This is a genomic window from Pseudomonas sp. DC1.2 (assembly GCF_034351645.1).
GTDB lineage: Bacteria > Pseudomonadota > Gammaproteobacteria > Pseudomonadales > Pseudomonadaceae > Aquipseudomonas.
In genome coordinates, this window is record NZ_CP133782.1 from 3,564,521 (window position 1) to 3,580,005 (window position 15,485).

The window sequence follows — 15,485 nt, forward strand, 5'->3', positions numbered from 1 at the left end:
GTGACCCTTATCTACGGCCACCGCGGCGCCAAAGGCGAAGCACCGGAAAACACCCTGACCAGCTTCCAGGAATGCCTCAAACACGGCGTGCGTCGCTGCGAACTGGACCTGCACCTGTCCAGGGATGGCGAACTGATGGTCATCCACGACCCGACCCTCAAGCGCACCACCGACCGTCGCGGCAAAGTGGTCGAGCAGATGGCGGCGGACCTGGTGACTTACGACGCGCGCAAAGGCGGTCCGGGCTGGATCAAGCCGTGCCCGATCCCAACCCTGGAAGAACTGTTCGAGAAATGCGATTTCGAACACTGGCAGCTCGAAGTCAAAAGCGCTTCACGCACACGCGCATCGACCACCGTGCTGGCGATTCGTGAAATGGCTCAGCGATTTGGCCTGCTCGACAAAGTGACCATCACGTCAAGTTCACGAGAGGTGCTCAAAGCCGCACTGGATTTGGTGCCGGACGTGTCGCGCGGATTGGTGGCCGAGTACGCCTGGCTCGACCCGCTGAAGGTCGCGCAAAGCTACGGCTGTGAGATTCTGGCGCTGAACTGGACCCTGTGTACGCCGGAACGCCTGCAGAAGGCGCAGCGTCAAGGGCTGCATGTGTCGGTGTGGACAGTCAACGAGCCCGCGCTGATGCGCAGACTCGCCGACTTCGGCGTTGACAGCCTGATTACAGACTTTCCCGGTTTGGCCACTGCCACCCTCGAGAATTGCTGAAATCGGTCTCCCCGGCCGGCTCAGGCCACCGGCCGGAGCCGCTCAAAAAAGCCGGTTGAGGCCATCGTATGCCGCTACCCGATAGGCCTCGGCCATGGTCGGGTAGTTGAACGTAGTATTGACGAAATACTTCAGCGTATTGAGTTCGCCCGGCTGGCTCATGATCGCCTGACCGATGTGAACAATCTCCGACGCCTGATAACCGAAGCAATGGACGCCCAACACTTCCAGCGTGTCGCGGTGGAACAGTATCTTCAGCATGCCCTGCGGCTCACCGGCAATCTGCGCTCGCGCCATGCTCTTGAAGAAGGCCTTGCCCACTTCATACGGCACCTTGGCCTGAGTCAGCTCCTGCTCGTTCTTGCCGATCGAGCTGATCTCGGGAATGGTGTAGATACCGGTCGGCACGTCGTTGACGAAGCGCCAGCTACCATTATCGACAATGCTGCCAGCAGCCGAACGCCCTTGGTCATGAGCCGCACTGGCCAGGCTCGGCCAGCCGATCACATCACCGGCACCGTAAATGTTCGGCACACAAGTGCGGTAGGCCTCGTCGACTTCGATCTGGCCGCGACTATTGACCTTCACACCGATGTTTTCAAGACCCAGCGCATCGGTATTACCGGTACGACCGTTGCACCAGAGCAAGGCGTCGGCCTTGATCTTCTTGCCAGACTTGAGGTGCAGGATAACGCCGTTGTCGACGCCTTCGACGCGCTCGTAGTCTTCGTTGTGGCGAACCGTGATGTTGTTATTGCTGAAGTGATAGCTCAGGGCCTGGGAAATTTCCGAGTCCAGGAAGCTCAGTAACTGACCGCGGTTATCCACCAGTTCTACCAATACCCCCAGACCACTGAAGATCGAGGCATATTCGCAACCAATCACACCCGCGCCGTAAACGATGAGTTTGCGCGGGGTGTGGCCGAGACTGAGGATGGTGTCGCTATCGTAGATACGCGGGTGCTGGAAATCGATGTCAGCCGGGCGATAAGGACGCGAACCGGTGGCGATGATGATGTGCTTGGCCACCAATTTTTCGACCACACCGTTGGCGCAGACCACTTCGATGGTTTGTTCATCGGCGAAGCTGCCGGTGCCGAAGAACACATCAACGCGGTTACGGGCGTAGTAGCCGGTGCGCGAAGCGACTTGCTTGGCGATCACTTTTTCCGCGCTTTTCAGGACGTCCGGAAACGAGAACCAGCGCGGCTCACCAATGGCCCGGAACATCGGGTTGGTGTTGAACTGCATGATCTGCCGGACCGAGTGACGCAGGGCCTTGGACGGGATGGTGCCCAAGTGAGTGCAGTTGCCGCCGACCTGGCGACGACTGTCAACCATTGCCACCTTGCGCCCTGCTTTGGCGGCGTTCATTGCCGCGCCTTCTCCCGCAGGGCCGGAACCCAGCACCACCACGTCGTAGTTGTAGACAGCCATGCGTACTCCTCAGAACAGGCCGCGGCGCCCTCGGCACCTGCGGCTAAATCACGCCGGTCTGCGGCGTGAAGGAACAATTTGGGGCCAGTAAAGAACCCGGACACAGTCTATAGAAGCGTCAACGCCGGGCACATTAACCCTTGGTCGCGTCGTAGGCTACTTTTGCCTGCACTACAACGCCAGCCTTCAATGCTCGAATCGCCGCAATCATTCGGTTTTAGCGCCACTGAGACGCTCGAACGTCCTGTTGGTCCGCGTGATAAAACCTGTATCGCCACGAATCACAAAGAATGCACCAATGTCATGTTTTTCCGCGTAGTCCCAGCCCCGCTCAGGGCCGAGAATCAGCAACAGCGTCGATAAGCCATCGGCCATCAGGGTTGAAGGATGAATGACCGTAACGGACGCCAGCGCGTGCGTGATCGGCGCACCGGTGCGGGCATCAAAGGTGTGGGAATAACGCTGACCGCCCTGCTCGAAGTAATTACGGTAATCGCCGGAAGTGGACACACCGTAGCCATCCAGACTGACGATGCGCTGGGCGACTTGCTGATCGTCGCGCGGTTCTTCCAACGCAATCTTCCAGGCTGAGCCGTCGAGCTTTTTGCCGACAGCCTTCAGCTCCCCGGTGGCTTCGGCGAGGTAGTTATGGATGCCCATGGCTTCCAGTTTTGCCGCAATCGTATCGACGGTGTAACCGGCGGCGATGCTGTTGAAGTCGACTTCGACGGCGGCGTCCTTGCACAACTGATCGCCGTCAATGCGCAGGTGAGCGTGGCCAACGCGCGTCATTACTTCAGCCAGCGCCTGGCGACTCGGGACTTTTTCCTCTCGACCTTGGGGGCCAAACCCCCAAAGGTTGAGAAGCGGTTCTACCGTCAAGTCGTAGGAGCCGTCGCTTTGCAGCGACAGTTGCTCGCCGACGCGGACTAATTCGAGAATCGGCGCAGGCAGGGTCTGACAGCGATTGGCAGGCAAATCGTTGAAGCGCTCGATGTCCGAGTCGCTGCGGTAGGTGGACATTTGCCGATCGACCTCGGCGAGGATTTTTTCAACCTCGACGCGGACTTCGCCGGAGGCGGGTAGACCAGCATGGCTCACGTATTTGATTGAATAGGTGCTGCCCATCGTCGGGCCGCCAAAGCTTTCCAGGGAGTCGCCATTCCCGCAACCCGCCAAGGCGCTGATCAACACAATGAAACTGCCCCAGCGCCAACTCGACAAATCCTGCATCTCCGGAAGAAACCCCTGACACCACGTCAGCGCCGGCCATTATGCGACACATTAGAACGACGCTGCCCCGACTGTTAATTCACTCACGCCCAAGATATGGCGTGGCTAATGGCTATAACGTTTAAGCAACAGGCTAACTAATGGTTGCCTAGGCCAATCTATACACATATCGTTACAAAACTGATCGGTGCGTGCCTGCATGCCTTAGGCCGACAGCGAGGAAGCGTCAAGATCATGGATTTCCAATAAGACAGCCAAAAGTGAGTGCGTACACATGTCCTCGAATACGGGCAAAGGCAAAGCGATTTTTCGCGTTGTCAGCGGTAACTTTCTCGAGATGTTCGACTTCATGGTCTATGGCTTTTACGCCACAGCCATTGCCAAGACCTTCTTTCCTGCGGACAGCGCTTTTGCGTCATTGATGCTGTCGCTGGCGACCTTTGGCGCCGGCTTCCTAATGCGTCCGCTGGGTGCGATTTTTCTCGGCGCCTACATTGACCGCCATGGTCGTCGCAAAGGGCTGATCATTACCCTAGCCTTGATGGCCGCGGGTACGGTGCTGATTGCCTGCGTACCGGGTTATGCCACTTTGGGTGTCGCTGCGCCATTGATCGTGCTGTTCGGTCGCCTGCTGCAAGGCTTCTCGGCGGGCGTGGAGCTGGGTGGCGTGTCGGTGTACCTCGCCGAAATCTCGACCCCGGGCCGCAAAGGCTTCTTCGTCAGTTGGCAGTCCGCCAGCCAGCAAGCCGCCGTAGTATTTGCCGGCCTGCTGGGCGTGGGCTTGAATCATTGGCTCAGCCCGGAGCAAATGGGTGACTGGGGCTGGCGCGTGCCGTTCCTGATCGGCTGCCTGATTGTGCCGGTGATCTTCGTGATCCGTCGTTCGCTGGAAGAAACCCCTGAGTTCCAGGCGCGTAAACACCGCCCAACCCTGAAAGAGATCGTCCGCTCGATCGGTCAAAACTTTGGCATCGTCATCGCCGGTATGGCCCTGGTCGTCATGACCACCGTGTCGTTTTACCTGATCACCGCCTACACCCCGACCTTCGGTAAAGCCGAACTGCACCTGTCTGATCTGGACGCGCTGCTGGTGACGGTGTGCATCGGCCTGTCGAACTTCTTCTGGCTACCGGTGATGGGGGCGTTATCCGACAAAATCGGGCGTAAACCCCTGCTACTGGCGGCGACCATTCTTGCGATCCTTACCGCCTACCCTGCCCTGTCGTGGCTAGTAGCGAACCCAAGCTTCAGCCATTTGCTGATCGTCGAGTTGTGGCTGTCGTTCTTGTATGGTTCGTACAACGGCGCCATGGTGGTGGCCCTGACCGAAATCATGCCGGTGGAAGTTCGCACGACCGGTTTCTCTTTGGCCTACAGCTTGGCAACCGCGACCTTCGGTGGTTTTACACCGGCGGCCTGTACCTACCTGATCCATGTGCTGGACAACAAGGCGGCGCCAGGGCTATGGCTCACAGGTGCAGCGATCATGGGACTGGTTGCGACGCTGGTGTTGTTCCGTGGTAATCGCCATGAACTGCGTACTGCGCAAGCTGCAATGGTTAGCGCCCGGTAGATAGCCTTTGCAATCCGGCTCGCCCCAGCAATGAGGGCGCGAGCCGGCTCGCGAAGCGCCACTTTCCCGCAGAACATCTCTTACATAGCCACCTTCAACGACTGACTCCAGCCCCCGCCCAACGCCTTATACAACGTCACCTGATTAATCTCCCGTGCCAATTCCAGTTGCGCCCATTTCTGCTGCGCATCAAACAGCGAGCGCTGCGCATCCATGGTGGAAAAATAGCTGTCCAGCCCCGCCTCGAACCGCAAGCGCGACTGCCGATATGCTTCCTGATAATCCCCCACCAGTTTTTTCTGAAACTCAACCTGCGTCAGCATTTCCTGCCGTGCATTCAAGGCATCGGCCGCTTCGCGAAAGGCATTCTGCACCGTGGCCTCATACGCCGCAGCTCGGCCATCGAACCGTGCATGACTGGCATCCACCTGTGCCCGCCGCGCTCCGCCGTCGATCAGTGGCATTGATCCCGCGAGCGCGATCGACCAGAACTCGGCCGGACCGCTGAGCAAACGTGAGAAATCCCCCGTCAGGCTGCCCAGCGCCGACGTCAGGGAAAAGGTCGGAAAATACGCACTGCGAGCCGCGCCAATGTCCGCGTTGGCCGCACGCAGTTGCGCTTCGGCGGACATGATGTCGGGGCGACGCTCGACCAGTTTTGAAGGTAAGCCTGCCGGGACGTCCAGCGTTGCCAACTGTTCACCGAGCGCACCGGTGGGCAACAATCCGACAGGCACCGGTTGCCCGACTAACACGCGCAAGGCGTTGCTGTTCTGCGCCACTTGCATGCGGTAGGTATTGACCTGCACGGCCGCAGTGTTGGTCTGCGCGTCTGCCTGATGCACGTCGATTCGCGCACTGGAGCCCAGGTTGAAGCTCTTGCGCAGCAACTGCGCGTAGCGATCCTGAGACTGATAGGTACTCTGCGCGAGGTCGAGTAAATGTTGATTAGCCTTAAGACTCAGCCAGGTATTAGCCACTTCGCCGATCAGCGCCAGCCGCGCCGTCTGATAATCCGCCTCGGAGGCCTCGAAACGCGCGCCGGCCGCGTTGCGCTGACTGCGAATGCGCCCAAAAAAATCCAGCTCGTAGGACGTAAATCCGCCCGTGGCCTGAAAGGTGTTAGCAATGCTGCCGGAACTGTCGCCGCCGCCCGGCGTGCGCACTAACGGCGGCAACTTGCTGCGCCCGGCGTAGGTATTGACGCCGACTGTAGGAAAAAGCCCCGACTGGGCGCTGTCATAACCGGCCTGCGCCTCTTCGACACTGGCCGCGAACTGACGCAGGCTGCGATTATTGGTCAGGGCCATTTCGATCAGTTGCCGCAGTCGATCATCGACGACAAAACCGTGCCAGTCCTGATCGAATGCCTGCTTGCCGGCACAACACCCACCCGCAGTATTGGCCGGCCACTGTTGATCAATGGGCGCTTCAGGCTTCTCGTAAGTCGGTTCCAGCGAACACCCTCCGAGCAACAGCAAAGACATGAAACATGAGGTCGGTAAGCAACTGTTCATGGCGCGCACCTAAAAGCGTTGACCGAGCAAAGCTCGCAAAGGAGAAAGAAGTACCGACCAAACCCCAGACCGAGAGGCACTGATCGGCGGCAGCGGCTGCTTGCGCGAACGAACAATGACCGGGCGCCAACTGGGCAAAGGAGCGTAGGACGGAACCTTGGCTGCCGCAGGCAAGCGCGGCGGCGGGCGTTTTTCACCTAGCAACGACCGACGCAGCAAAGTGCCGAACGCCAGCGCAGGCTCGGCCTTGCTGACGACATTGATCGTCGCGTCACTGAACAGCCGCGCGATCAGTCGCCGACGCAGCCCTTCATCAAGGTCGACAAACCTCAGCCCCAGTTGCTCCGCGCCATGATTGCGCATGACTTCGACGTCGAGCCAACCGAGTCCGTCAATCCATACCTGACCACACAGTCCCGGCTTGATCGACGACGCAAACGGACAACTCAAGGACGTGCCGCTGAGGGAAATATCGACCAATCGACCGGCAAGAATTTTGCCGCCAAAGCGAAAACCGGTGGGCTTATCGAATGGAAAACGCTCTTCGCCGTGCAACCGTGGTCGGTCGACACAGGCGACCAGTGTCGCGAGGTTGTAGACCATCGCGACCACCGTCCAACCTAGGTTGAACAGCATATTGCCGTCGAACGCCGCTGAGGTGCTGATGGCGATGTAGGCGCCGAACTGCGAAAACAGCGTCAAGGCCAAAAAAAATGCAAACAGCTTCCAGTGGACCATGGTCTTGGTCCTATCCAGGCCTTTAGACGTCACTTTGAACGGTCGCCCAAATGGCTGGATCATGGCGCTGGCAATAGTAGCGGTGACGGCCAGAGAGGCAACGATCTGCGTGACCTCAGTAAAAATGGGCAGAGTGCGCCGGTCGGTGACCCAGGTGCCGTAGCCCCAGAACGCGATCAGCGCCGGCATGCCGAAAGCGAGGAAGTCCACCGGATGCGCGTAGAACCCGGCGATGCCGAAGTACCAATACAACACCGGCGACACCAGCATCATCAAAATGAACGGCTTGGAAAACCAGTGCATCAGCCCGTGGATGTAGTGCAGCCGGTCATTGAGCGTATAACCGCTGCCTCGTAACGGCCCGTCCTTGAGCAGTGCCACTTGAATAGTGCCCAGGCACCAACGCCCGCGCTGGTTGATGTACTCGCTCAGGCCCTCGGCAGATAAACCAATCGACAGACGCTCGTTCAGCCAACGAGTGACGTAGCCCTTTTGCAGCAGCCGATAAGTCGTGTAGATGTCTTCGCAGACCGAACCTGTAGGAAAACCGCCAATTTCATTGATCAGATCGCGGCGCACGACGAAGGACGTGCCAACGCAAAACGCTGCATCCCAGCCATCCTTCGCAGGCTGAAACACATCGAAGAACACCCGCTGCTCATCCACCCAACAGTCAGACGAGCCCAGGTTGTGCTGAATGGGATCGGGGTTGTAGTAGAACTGCGGCGTCTGTACCAAGCTAACCTTGGGGTCGTCGAACAATCCCAGCGTGCGCATTAGGATCGGCTGCTGCGGCGCGAAGTCAGCGTCGAGCACCAGAATGTACGGCGCATTGCTGCTGGCCGCCGAGAGGCGCAAACCGTTGTTCAGGTTGCCTGCCTTGGCGTGGGCATTATCGGAACGACGCGTGTATTGCACGCCGACCTCGGCACAGTAATCGCGCAACCAGTCGCGCCTTGTATCGTCGAGCACCCAGACGGTGACGTTGGGATAGTCGATGGCCTGGGCGGCAATGATCGTTTTTTCGAGGATCTCCAGGCCTTCGTTATACGTGGCAATAAACACGTCCACTGCCGGCACATTCACACCTTGAGCGCGCAAACGTTGCTCGCCCGCATCCGCTTCTCGCGTGTGGTCCGAGCGGCACAGCATCACCACAATGGAGAACAGCGTGTAGCCGATCGCCAGCATTTCGAAAAATAAAAACGTGTAAGCCCAAACCGTAGCAAAGCCCGAATGGCTATCAGGCAAGGTGTCTCGAATCCGCCAGGCGGCATAATTGATCAGTAATAACGCGGTGACGGCGCCGAATCCTGCCCGCGCGGCCCATTGATCCCGGTGAGTGAGGCAGGTGAACAGAATCACCGTCGCCAGTGTCCAGAAATTAATTTGCAGCAGTTGCAGCGAGTCCAGTGCCTGCATGTCAGTCAGCCTCTAGCGAACCGGTAAAGGGATTGACGCCCGTGGCCGCAATCGCCGCCCACGCCGTAGCGCCCAAGTGAGGCAGGTGGTAATAAAAAAAGTCATTGGTGACAGAGTCCGGGCCTATGGCCAGCCCGGTACTGATGCGCGGTGCCGGTGTTGCGAACAGCCAGCCGTGGCCTGCCTCTTGCGCGAGCAACACGCTCCATAGCGGCTGCGCCTTGTCGCCCAGGCCGCTCAATTGCGCAACGGCAGCCGCCTGAGCGGTGCCTTCGGTCCACAAGCCGTCTGGGTCTCGGTTAAAGCCGTAACCTTCTCCAGCACGATGGGTACGATCAATAAAGGCGAAGACCCTACGCCAATCCTTCGGCGGATGTTGCAGCGCAATCAGCGGCCAGATCTGCGCGTCCAAGCCTGAACGCACGCGGTCAGACGTTTGACCATCCGCCCCGGTGCCGATCAGAAAACGTCCCTCTGCGGCGTCCCACTGACTCGCTACAAACTGCCGGGCGATCCGCGCCTGCTGCGCCGCTCCCTGATCGGGCTCCACGGCGTCGAGTGCCGACCACGCCGCCGCCAAGTCAACGTTATGCTCGGTAGATTTCCAGTTCTGCTGGACCTGCTTTGAAAAGTACCCGTAGTAGCCACCGCTGAAACCGGCCGGTGATCGTCCGTCGTAGGTGTTTTGCTGCGACCAATGCAGGACTTTTCGTGCGGCCTCAAGGTAAGACGCTTCGCCGCTCTGGCGAAAAGCTTCCAGCAGAGCCAGTGCCGCCCAGGCCTGATTGCCGGTGGCGCTGCTGACTTGATAAGCGTCCTGATTCCAGGCATTGCGTTCGGTACTCCAATAGCCCGGCAATTTCATCGTCGGCACCCCAACCGACCCTGCGGCGTAGGCATTGCGCAGGCGTCCATCCTGATACTCGGGATCATGATGGGTCGCGAACGCCAGGGCATCGGCAATTCGACGCGCCGACTCGACCTTGCCGCAGGCAAACAACGCAATACTGGCTAGCGCGTTATCGTAAGTGAACGCGACGCCGCGCAACGCCAGGATCGGTGCGGGCTGGCCGTCCAGCGCCGGATAGCTCGCCACCAGAACCGGACCTGCCGCTTGCGACGTCACGGCCTGGTCCAGCGCCGCACATGTAATGGCCGCCAGCTGTGGACGCGCTTGCGCCGCTAGCACCGACGCCCCGCTGCCAACCAACATCACGCCCACGAGACCTCGCAAAACGCTCTTCATGGTCGAGAGACCTCGGCACTGGCCCACAACCCCGGACTACAGGTCATGGCCCGCTCGCTATCCGTCAGATCCGAGGCAAACGTCCCCACCACATACACCGAGTTCTGTTCGGCGTAGGGGAACGGCACGCTGTAGGTGTTGGCCCGAATGTCCGAGGCGCTGGACAACAACTGCACCACGTTAGCCTTGAGCGGTTGATCCAGACCGCGGATTTTTACCGTCAGCACGCTGTCGCGATCAATCTTGCTGGCCATGCGCTCGGGGAACACCGCGATCACGTAGCTCTGGGCACAATCGGTGGCGCGCAGCAAGGTCGATCCGGCTTGTACCAGCGTGCCCTGTGGCGCCAATAGTTCCTGGACGGTGCCAGGCGAATACGCCACAACGTCATAACCGGCCATCAGTTTCACCCGGTTCTGCTCCGTATCAATCAGCTGGTTAAGGTTATCGAGCTCACGTTGATAGGTCGCGCGGTCACGGGCCTGGTTCTCGAGACTGAGTTTAAGGGTGGTCATTTGCGAACTAAGGTCGAACATGCGCAGTTGATCGGGATCGAGGTAAACCTGATTATTGGCAGCACTGACATCGCCATCATTGATCCGCAATTGCGAACGCACCGACTCCGCCGCCCCCTGTAGCGAGGCCAACTGGGCTTTGGATGAGGCAACTACCGCGCCACTCACCGCGCCCTGGGTGAACAACTCAAGGTTGCGCTCTACCGTCTCCTTGGCGTCCATCAACCGGGCACTCGCGGCGCTACTCTCGGCTTTAAGGGCTTTTTGGGTGAAGAGTTGGCGGGTATGAAACGCGGTCTGGTATTGCTGACTGGTTTTCTCTAGCGCTTCGTAATACTGCTGGTCGTGCTCGGCCTGGCTGGCGGAGGACGACAGCTGTTGCTCCAGAGACAAGCGCCGAGTTTGCAGGGTTAGCAGCGTTTCCTGATTGGCTCGCGGGTTTTCCACGACCGCGATCTTTTGGCCCCGAACAAAAGTCGCGCCAGGTTTGACTTCCAAAGTACTCACGACACCATCAATCGGCGTTGTCAGCAGAATCACCGGCGCATTCAAAATTGCCCGCGTGGCAGAGCCCGACACTAAGGGCATGAGTAACGTTGATAACAGCAACCAAACGACAAATACCAGCACACCCAAACCGACCAGCCGTGGCAACAGTGACAATAGTTTTGAGCGTTCTTCAGCCATGTTCGACTCTCCCAATAGACCCATGAACACACATGGCCGTCGCCATGACTGCGTAACAGTCAGGCAATAGCACGCCGTGGCGGCGAGACACTTTTGGCAGGGTAAACACTATCGAAATCAATACACCGCACGGCAACTAAGCCGATGCTAACTTGCTTGGATTTATAGTGATGTGAGCAGGAATGGGATCCCTGTCTTTTTGGAGAGTTGCTGTACCGCCAAGGAGAACGGGTCTTACCGAGCCCAAGGCAGAGCGGGCCATGTCAGGAGCGACACTAAATTCAGCCTCTAATACTGTCAAGCGTTTGAGCCGGACAATTAAATGGCGCCAAATAGGCAGCACCGAGGTTATTGGATCCGTTTTAATGAATTTACCGCGACACAAACACAACTTATTATTTTTACTAAGGGTTTTATTTTTCAATAAAAATTGAACTTCTTATCGAAAAACAGATGGTTCTCACCCTCCAATTAGAAAGATTAAAAAAATATAAGTAGCCACCCTGACGCGCAGTATTAATGGTGAAGGCAAACGTCCCCACGCAGCGTTACGGACAAAGATTCGAGTAGGAGGCGGCTTCACAGCCGCCGTCCTCTCACACCACCGTACATACGGTTCCGTATACGGCGGTTCAGGTTATACGGCTAAGCCGGTTTATCGTATCCAGTATCGAGACCAGCCCGAGTCCATCCCACAGTTTCTTCGGCAGCGCCTGATTCATATGTGGCGCTCCCGAGCTCCACCATGGACCTCGACCGTTGAACGCTGATTTGCAGGCACGCGCTTCGCTGAGTCCTAAGCGCATCAAGTTGCGCGCCCTCGTAGAGGGCTGCTTCCATTGACGCCAGATGATGCAGCGAAGTTTATGCCGCACCCAGCCGTCCAGTTCCTCAAGGGGCCGCTTGCTCTGACTCAGCTTGAAGTAGCCAGCCCAACCGCGTAGTACGGGGTTTATCCGCTCGATGACGTTCGCCATCTTGTGGCCCCGCGCTCCGCGCAGCAGGTCTCTGAGTCGGTCGCGTAAACGACCCAGACTCATCGTCGCCACTCTTAGCCTCGGCTGTTGATGCCAGCTCATCCCATAACCCAGATAGTCACAGGCCCAAGGCCTTGCCACACGGCTCTTTTCCCGGTTCAACGTCAGTTTCAGACGCCGATTGAGAAAGCGCTCAACACTGGCCATCACTCGCGCCCCAGCACGACGACTGCGCACATAAATGTTCGCATCATCGGCGTAGCGCACGAAGCAATGACCCCGCCGTTCCAGCTCGCGATCGAGTTCGTTGAGCAGGATGTTCGACAGCAACGGCGAGAGCGGGCCGCCTTGCGGCGTCCCTTCCTGCCGTCGACTGGCGATACCGCCTGACATCACGCCGGCCTCGAGGTAACGGCGAATGAGCCTGAGCACACGCTTGTCTTCGATTTGACGCTCTACATAAGCCATCAATACATCGTGGTTGACCCGATCAAAGAACTTCTCAAGATCAAGCTCCACACACCAGCGGTGGCCCGCCGCCACATGGGCACGGGCTGTTTCGATGGCGTGGTGAGCGCTTCTGTTTGGACGAAAGCCGTAGCTGTAGTCCGAGAACAGAGGGTCGAAGATTGGCGTGAGCTGTTGCAGCAGAGCCTGCTGGATCAGGCGATCCATCACATTGGGGATACCCAACTGACGGGTTCCGCCTTTGGGTTTTGGGATTTCGACGGCGCGCACACCTTGCGGGTGATACTCGCCGGCCAGCAGCCGCACCTTGAGGGTCGGCCAATACTGATTCACATAGTCAGCCAATTGGTCGACCGTCATGCCATCGGCACCCGGCGCACCCTTGTTGCTGACCACGCGTTGATACGCACGCTTGAGATTTGCCGGTGCAAGCACCCGCTCCATCAGCGTGTCCGGCTCCGCGTTCGTCCACGCCACAGACGCCGCCGATGCCTGCGCACTGCCAGCCGTCGCCCGCGGATTCTGTCCGGAACTTGGGGTCACAGTTCTCCCTCGGAGAAATTTCTGCTTTTCGACATTCGACGAGACTCTGACGCCTACTGGCGGCATAACCTGTTCAGCCCTTGGTGACGGGGTTATTCGTCACTTACTACGGCCTCGGCTGACTTCTGCACGCTCATCCCGTCGCCTCACGACGCTCGGTAGCACAATGGCAAACGTGCAGATCTCCCAAGGTAATTCGCGCGACCTTCCTGCTTATGCCTGTCGGATCTACGTCGTAGCGTTCCGTGCAAGTATCGGGCTTTGGTAATCATGGCCACCTTACCCCGCTACGCCGCCTCATCCGCTTCCTGTTCGTCAGGCCAGCATTTTGCCTAAGGCTTCCTTCAGATTCGCAGTCACCCGCGACACCCTTGCCTTCGGCTAACACTTCCCCTTGCCGGGTGTGTAGAGGACTTGCACCTCCAAGTCACCAGCGTGGCCACCACAGCCAAACTGGTTGCGCTTGCGCGCAACGCGCCATGCCTGGCGCACCACAAAAAAGCCCGCCAAGGCTTAACACCTTGGCGGGCTTTTGCGTAGACGGGAAGCTTAGAACGCGCCCATGTAATCGCGCTTGCCCACTTCCACACCGTTGTGGCGCAGCAGGGCGTAAGTGGTGGTGACGTGGAAAAAGAACTGCGGCAGCCCGTAGCTAAGCAGGTAAGCCTGGCCGGTGAAACGCTTCTCTTTCGGAGTGCCCTGGCGGGTCACGATCTCGATGCCTTCCTTACCGTCGATCTGCTCAGGCTTGATCTCGCCGATAAAGGCCAGAACCTTGGCGATCAGGGCTTGCAGCTCTGCGAACGTTGTTTCGGTATCTTCGTACTTCGGCAGTTCGACTTCAGCCAGGCGCGCGGAAACACCCTTGGCGAAATCAACAGCGATCTGCACCTGACGCACCAGCGGGAACATGTCCGGGTACAGGCGCGCTTGCAGGAGCGCGTTTGGATCGATGTTCTTGGCGCTAGCGTGGGCTTCGGCTTTGTTCAGAACGTCGCTCAGGGCGTTGAGCATTTGCTTGAAAACCGGGATGGAAGCGGCGTACAGGGAAATAGTCATGGCAGTCTCGTGTTGTGGCAGGTGTGAAACGTGCGCCGATTATAGCCATCCCAAGCCGTCCTGCGGCTTGTCTTTTATCCAGCAAGGATTACGCTAGGCGGCTTCGACTGCAGAGGGAAAGCGCGAATGAGCACTGAGCAAGAAACCACCCTGGACGAGCCGCGTCTCAACAGCACGGAAATCCGCATTCTGGGGTCTTTGATCGAAAAGCACGCCACCAGCCCTGAAACCTATCCCCTGACCCTCAATGCGCTGGTCATCGCCTGCAACCAGAAAACCAGCCGCGAACCGGTGATGAACCTCAACCCCGGTCAAGTCGGCCAGAGCCTGCGCGCCCTTGAGGGTCGAGGGTTCACCAAACTGGTGATGGGCAGCCGTGCCGATCGCTGGGAGCACAGGGTAGAAAAAGCCCTGGAGCTGGTGCCCGCCCAGTTAATCCTGACCGGGCTACTGTTTTTGCGCGGTCCGCAGACGGTCAATGAACTGCTGACCCGCAGCGGCCGCATGCACGAATTCGAAGACGCCGAGCAAGTGATCCATCAACTGGAGCGCCTTATTGCACGTGGCCTGGCATTGCTGATCCCGCGTCAGGCCGGTCAGCGCGAAGACCGCTACATGCACGCCCTCGGCGATCCTGCGGACATTGAAACGATCCTCGCCGCCCGACAGAACCCAGCGGAGCGTGCTGCTGGAAGCGGTGTTTCAGTGGAGCGCATCGAGGAACTTGAAGCGCGAATTGCAGCCCTCGAAGAGCGCCTGTCGCGCCTCGAATAACCCTGCAAAGGCTGCCCCACAACAGGCGTTATGAAATGAGGAGCGTTGTTGGCTATTCGCCGTCCCAGTCATCGACACCCTCGGCCTGCCTGGCGATGGCGACAAACCCAGAGACACTGCCTTGAGCGCTGACCTTGAAGTCATCCATCACCGCGTATTGACCGAAATCCGGGTATTCACCTATCTCTGGTGATTGCTGGGTACTGATCGCCAGGTAACGCAACTCATCCTCGCTGTTATTGATGATCTGATGCGCAGCTTCAGGGCCGCGCGGTGGGCAGGCGATCACATCACCGGTGCGGATCGGGAAACGCTCGCCGCCAAGGCAAAGCTCACCTTGCCCGGCCACCACATAAAACATTTCCTTATTGACGCGATGGCTATGAAACGGACTGCCGCGCATGCCGGACTCAAGAACGTGCAAACGATAGCCGAGCTTCTGCGCTCCCAATTGCTGCCCGATACGGGCCATGCGCTGTTGATAACGACCGGCGGCTTCACCCGTGGGGCCTGCCCAGGGGGCAATGGCACGAGTTCAGCCTGATCAAGATTGAAAATGGCAGGAGGCATAGA

At 58.5% G+C, this 15,485-nt stretch carries 11 protein-coding genes and 1 pseudogene; 3 read left to right on the forward strand and 9 right to left on the reverse strand.

All coding sequences use genetic code 11. The features are described from left to right. The gene (locus RHM68_RS16075) at positions 1 to 723 is read left to right on the forward strand and encodes a glycerophosphodiester phosphodiesterase (protein ID WP_322216485.1); all 723 of its coding nucleotides are present in this window, start codon (positions 1 to 3) and stop codon (positions 721 to 723) included. Between the two features lie 42 nt (positions 724 to 765). Here RHM68_RS16075 and sthA read toward each other — a convergent pair whose 3' ends face one another. Together sthA and RHM68_RS16085 are read right to left on the reverse strand one after the other, a co-directional pair. Continuing rightward, a complete protein-coding gene (gene sthA, locus RHM68_RS16080) occupies positions 766 to 2,160 on the reverse strand; it encodes a Si-specific NAD(P)(+) transhydrogenase (RefSeq protein ID WP_322216487.1) in 1,395 nt (464 codons plus the stop codon). A 207-nt stretch (positions 2,161 to 2,367) separates the two neighbouring features. Beyond that, positions 2,368 to 3,393 (reverse strand): FAD:protein FMN transferase, encoded by a 1,026-nt coding sequence (locus tag RHM68_RS16085; protein ID WP_322216490.1) that lies wholly within the window; start codon positions 3,391 to 3,393, stop codon positions 2,368 to 2,370. Positions 3,394 to 3,667: 274 nt separating this feature from the next. Between RHM68_RS16085 and RHM68_RS16090 the strand changes: the two genes are divergently transcribed. Continuing rightward, positions 3,668 to 4,966: an MFS transporter gene (locus RHM68_RS16090; protein ID WP_322216492.1), complete on the forward strand. Its 1,299-nt coding sequence runs from the start codon at positions 3,668 to 3,670 to the stop codon at positions 4,964 to 4,966. Positions 4,967 to 5,046: 80 nt separating this feature from the next. On the opposite strand, the gene RHM68_RS16095 is transcribed toward RHM68_RS16090, so the two are convergent. The 6 genes from RHM68_RS16095 to RHM68_RS16120 form a co-directional block, all read right to left on the reverse strand. Continuing rightward, positions 5,047 to 6,483 (reverse strand): efflux transporter outer membrane subunit, encoded by a 1,437-nt coding sequence (locus tag RHM68_RS16095; RefSeq protein ID WP_322216494.1) that lies wholly within the window; start codon positions 6,481 to 6,483, stop codon positions 5,047 to 5,049. 9 nt (positions 6,484 to 6,492) lie between these two features. Next, positions 6,493 to 8,643, reverse strand: coding sequence for a glycosyltransferase family 2 protein (locus RHM68_RS16100; protein ID WP_322216496.1), 2,151 nt, complete (start codon positions 8,641 to 8,643; stop codon positions 6,493 to 6,495). Between the two features lies 1 nt (position 8,644). Continuing rightward, a complete protein-coding gene (locus RHM68_RS16105; protein WP_322216498.1) occupies positions 8,645 to 9,889 on the reverse strand; it encodes a hypothetical protein in 1,245 nt (414 codons plus the stop codon). Beyond that, entirely contained in the window at positions 9,886 to 11,091 is a 1,206-nt protein-coding gene (locus RHM68_RS16110) for an HlyD family efflux transporter periplasmic adaptor subunit (RefSeq protein ID WP_322216500.1), read from the reverse strand. Before RHM68_RS16110 ends, RHM68_RS16105 begins: the two co-directional genes overlap by 4 nt. A gap of 632 nt (positions 11,092 to 11,723) precedes the next feature. Continuing rightward, positions 11,724 to 13,145: a group II intron reverse transcriptase/maturase gene (gene ltrA, locus RHM68_RS16115; RefSeq protein WP_322216502.1), complete on the reverse strand. Its 1,422-nt coding sequence runs from the start codon at positions 13,143 to 13,145 to the stop codon at positions 11,724 to 11,726. A gap of 483 nt (positions 13,146 to 13,628) precedes the next feature. After that, positions 13,629 to 14,138 (reverse strand): DUF1993 domain-containing protein, encoded by a 510-nt coding sequence (locus RHM68_RS16120; protein WP_322216505.1) that lies wholly within the window; start codon positions 14,136 to 14,138, stop codon positions 13,629 to 13,631. 126 nt (positions 14,139 to 14,264) lie between these two features. Between RHM68_RS16120 and RHM68_RS16125 the strand changes: the two genes are divergently transcribed. After that, positions 14,265 to 14,912, forward strand: coding sequence for a YceH family protein (locus RHM68_RS16125; RefSeq protein ID WP_322216506.1), 648 nt, complete (start codon positions 14,265 to 14,267; stop codon positions 14,910 to 14,912). 52 nt (positions 14,913 to 14,964) lie between these two features. On the opposite strand, the pseudogene RHM68_RS16130 reads toward RHM68_RS16125, so the two are convergent. After that, positions 14,965 to 15,482, reverse strand: a pseudogene (locus RHM68_RS16130) (cupin domain-containing protein). Positions 15,483 to 15,485: the final 3 nt, after the last annotated feature.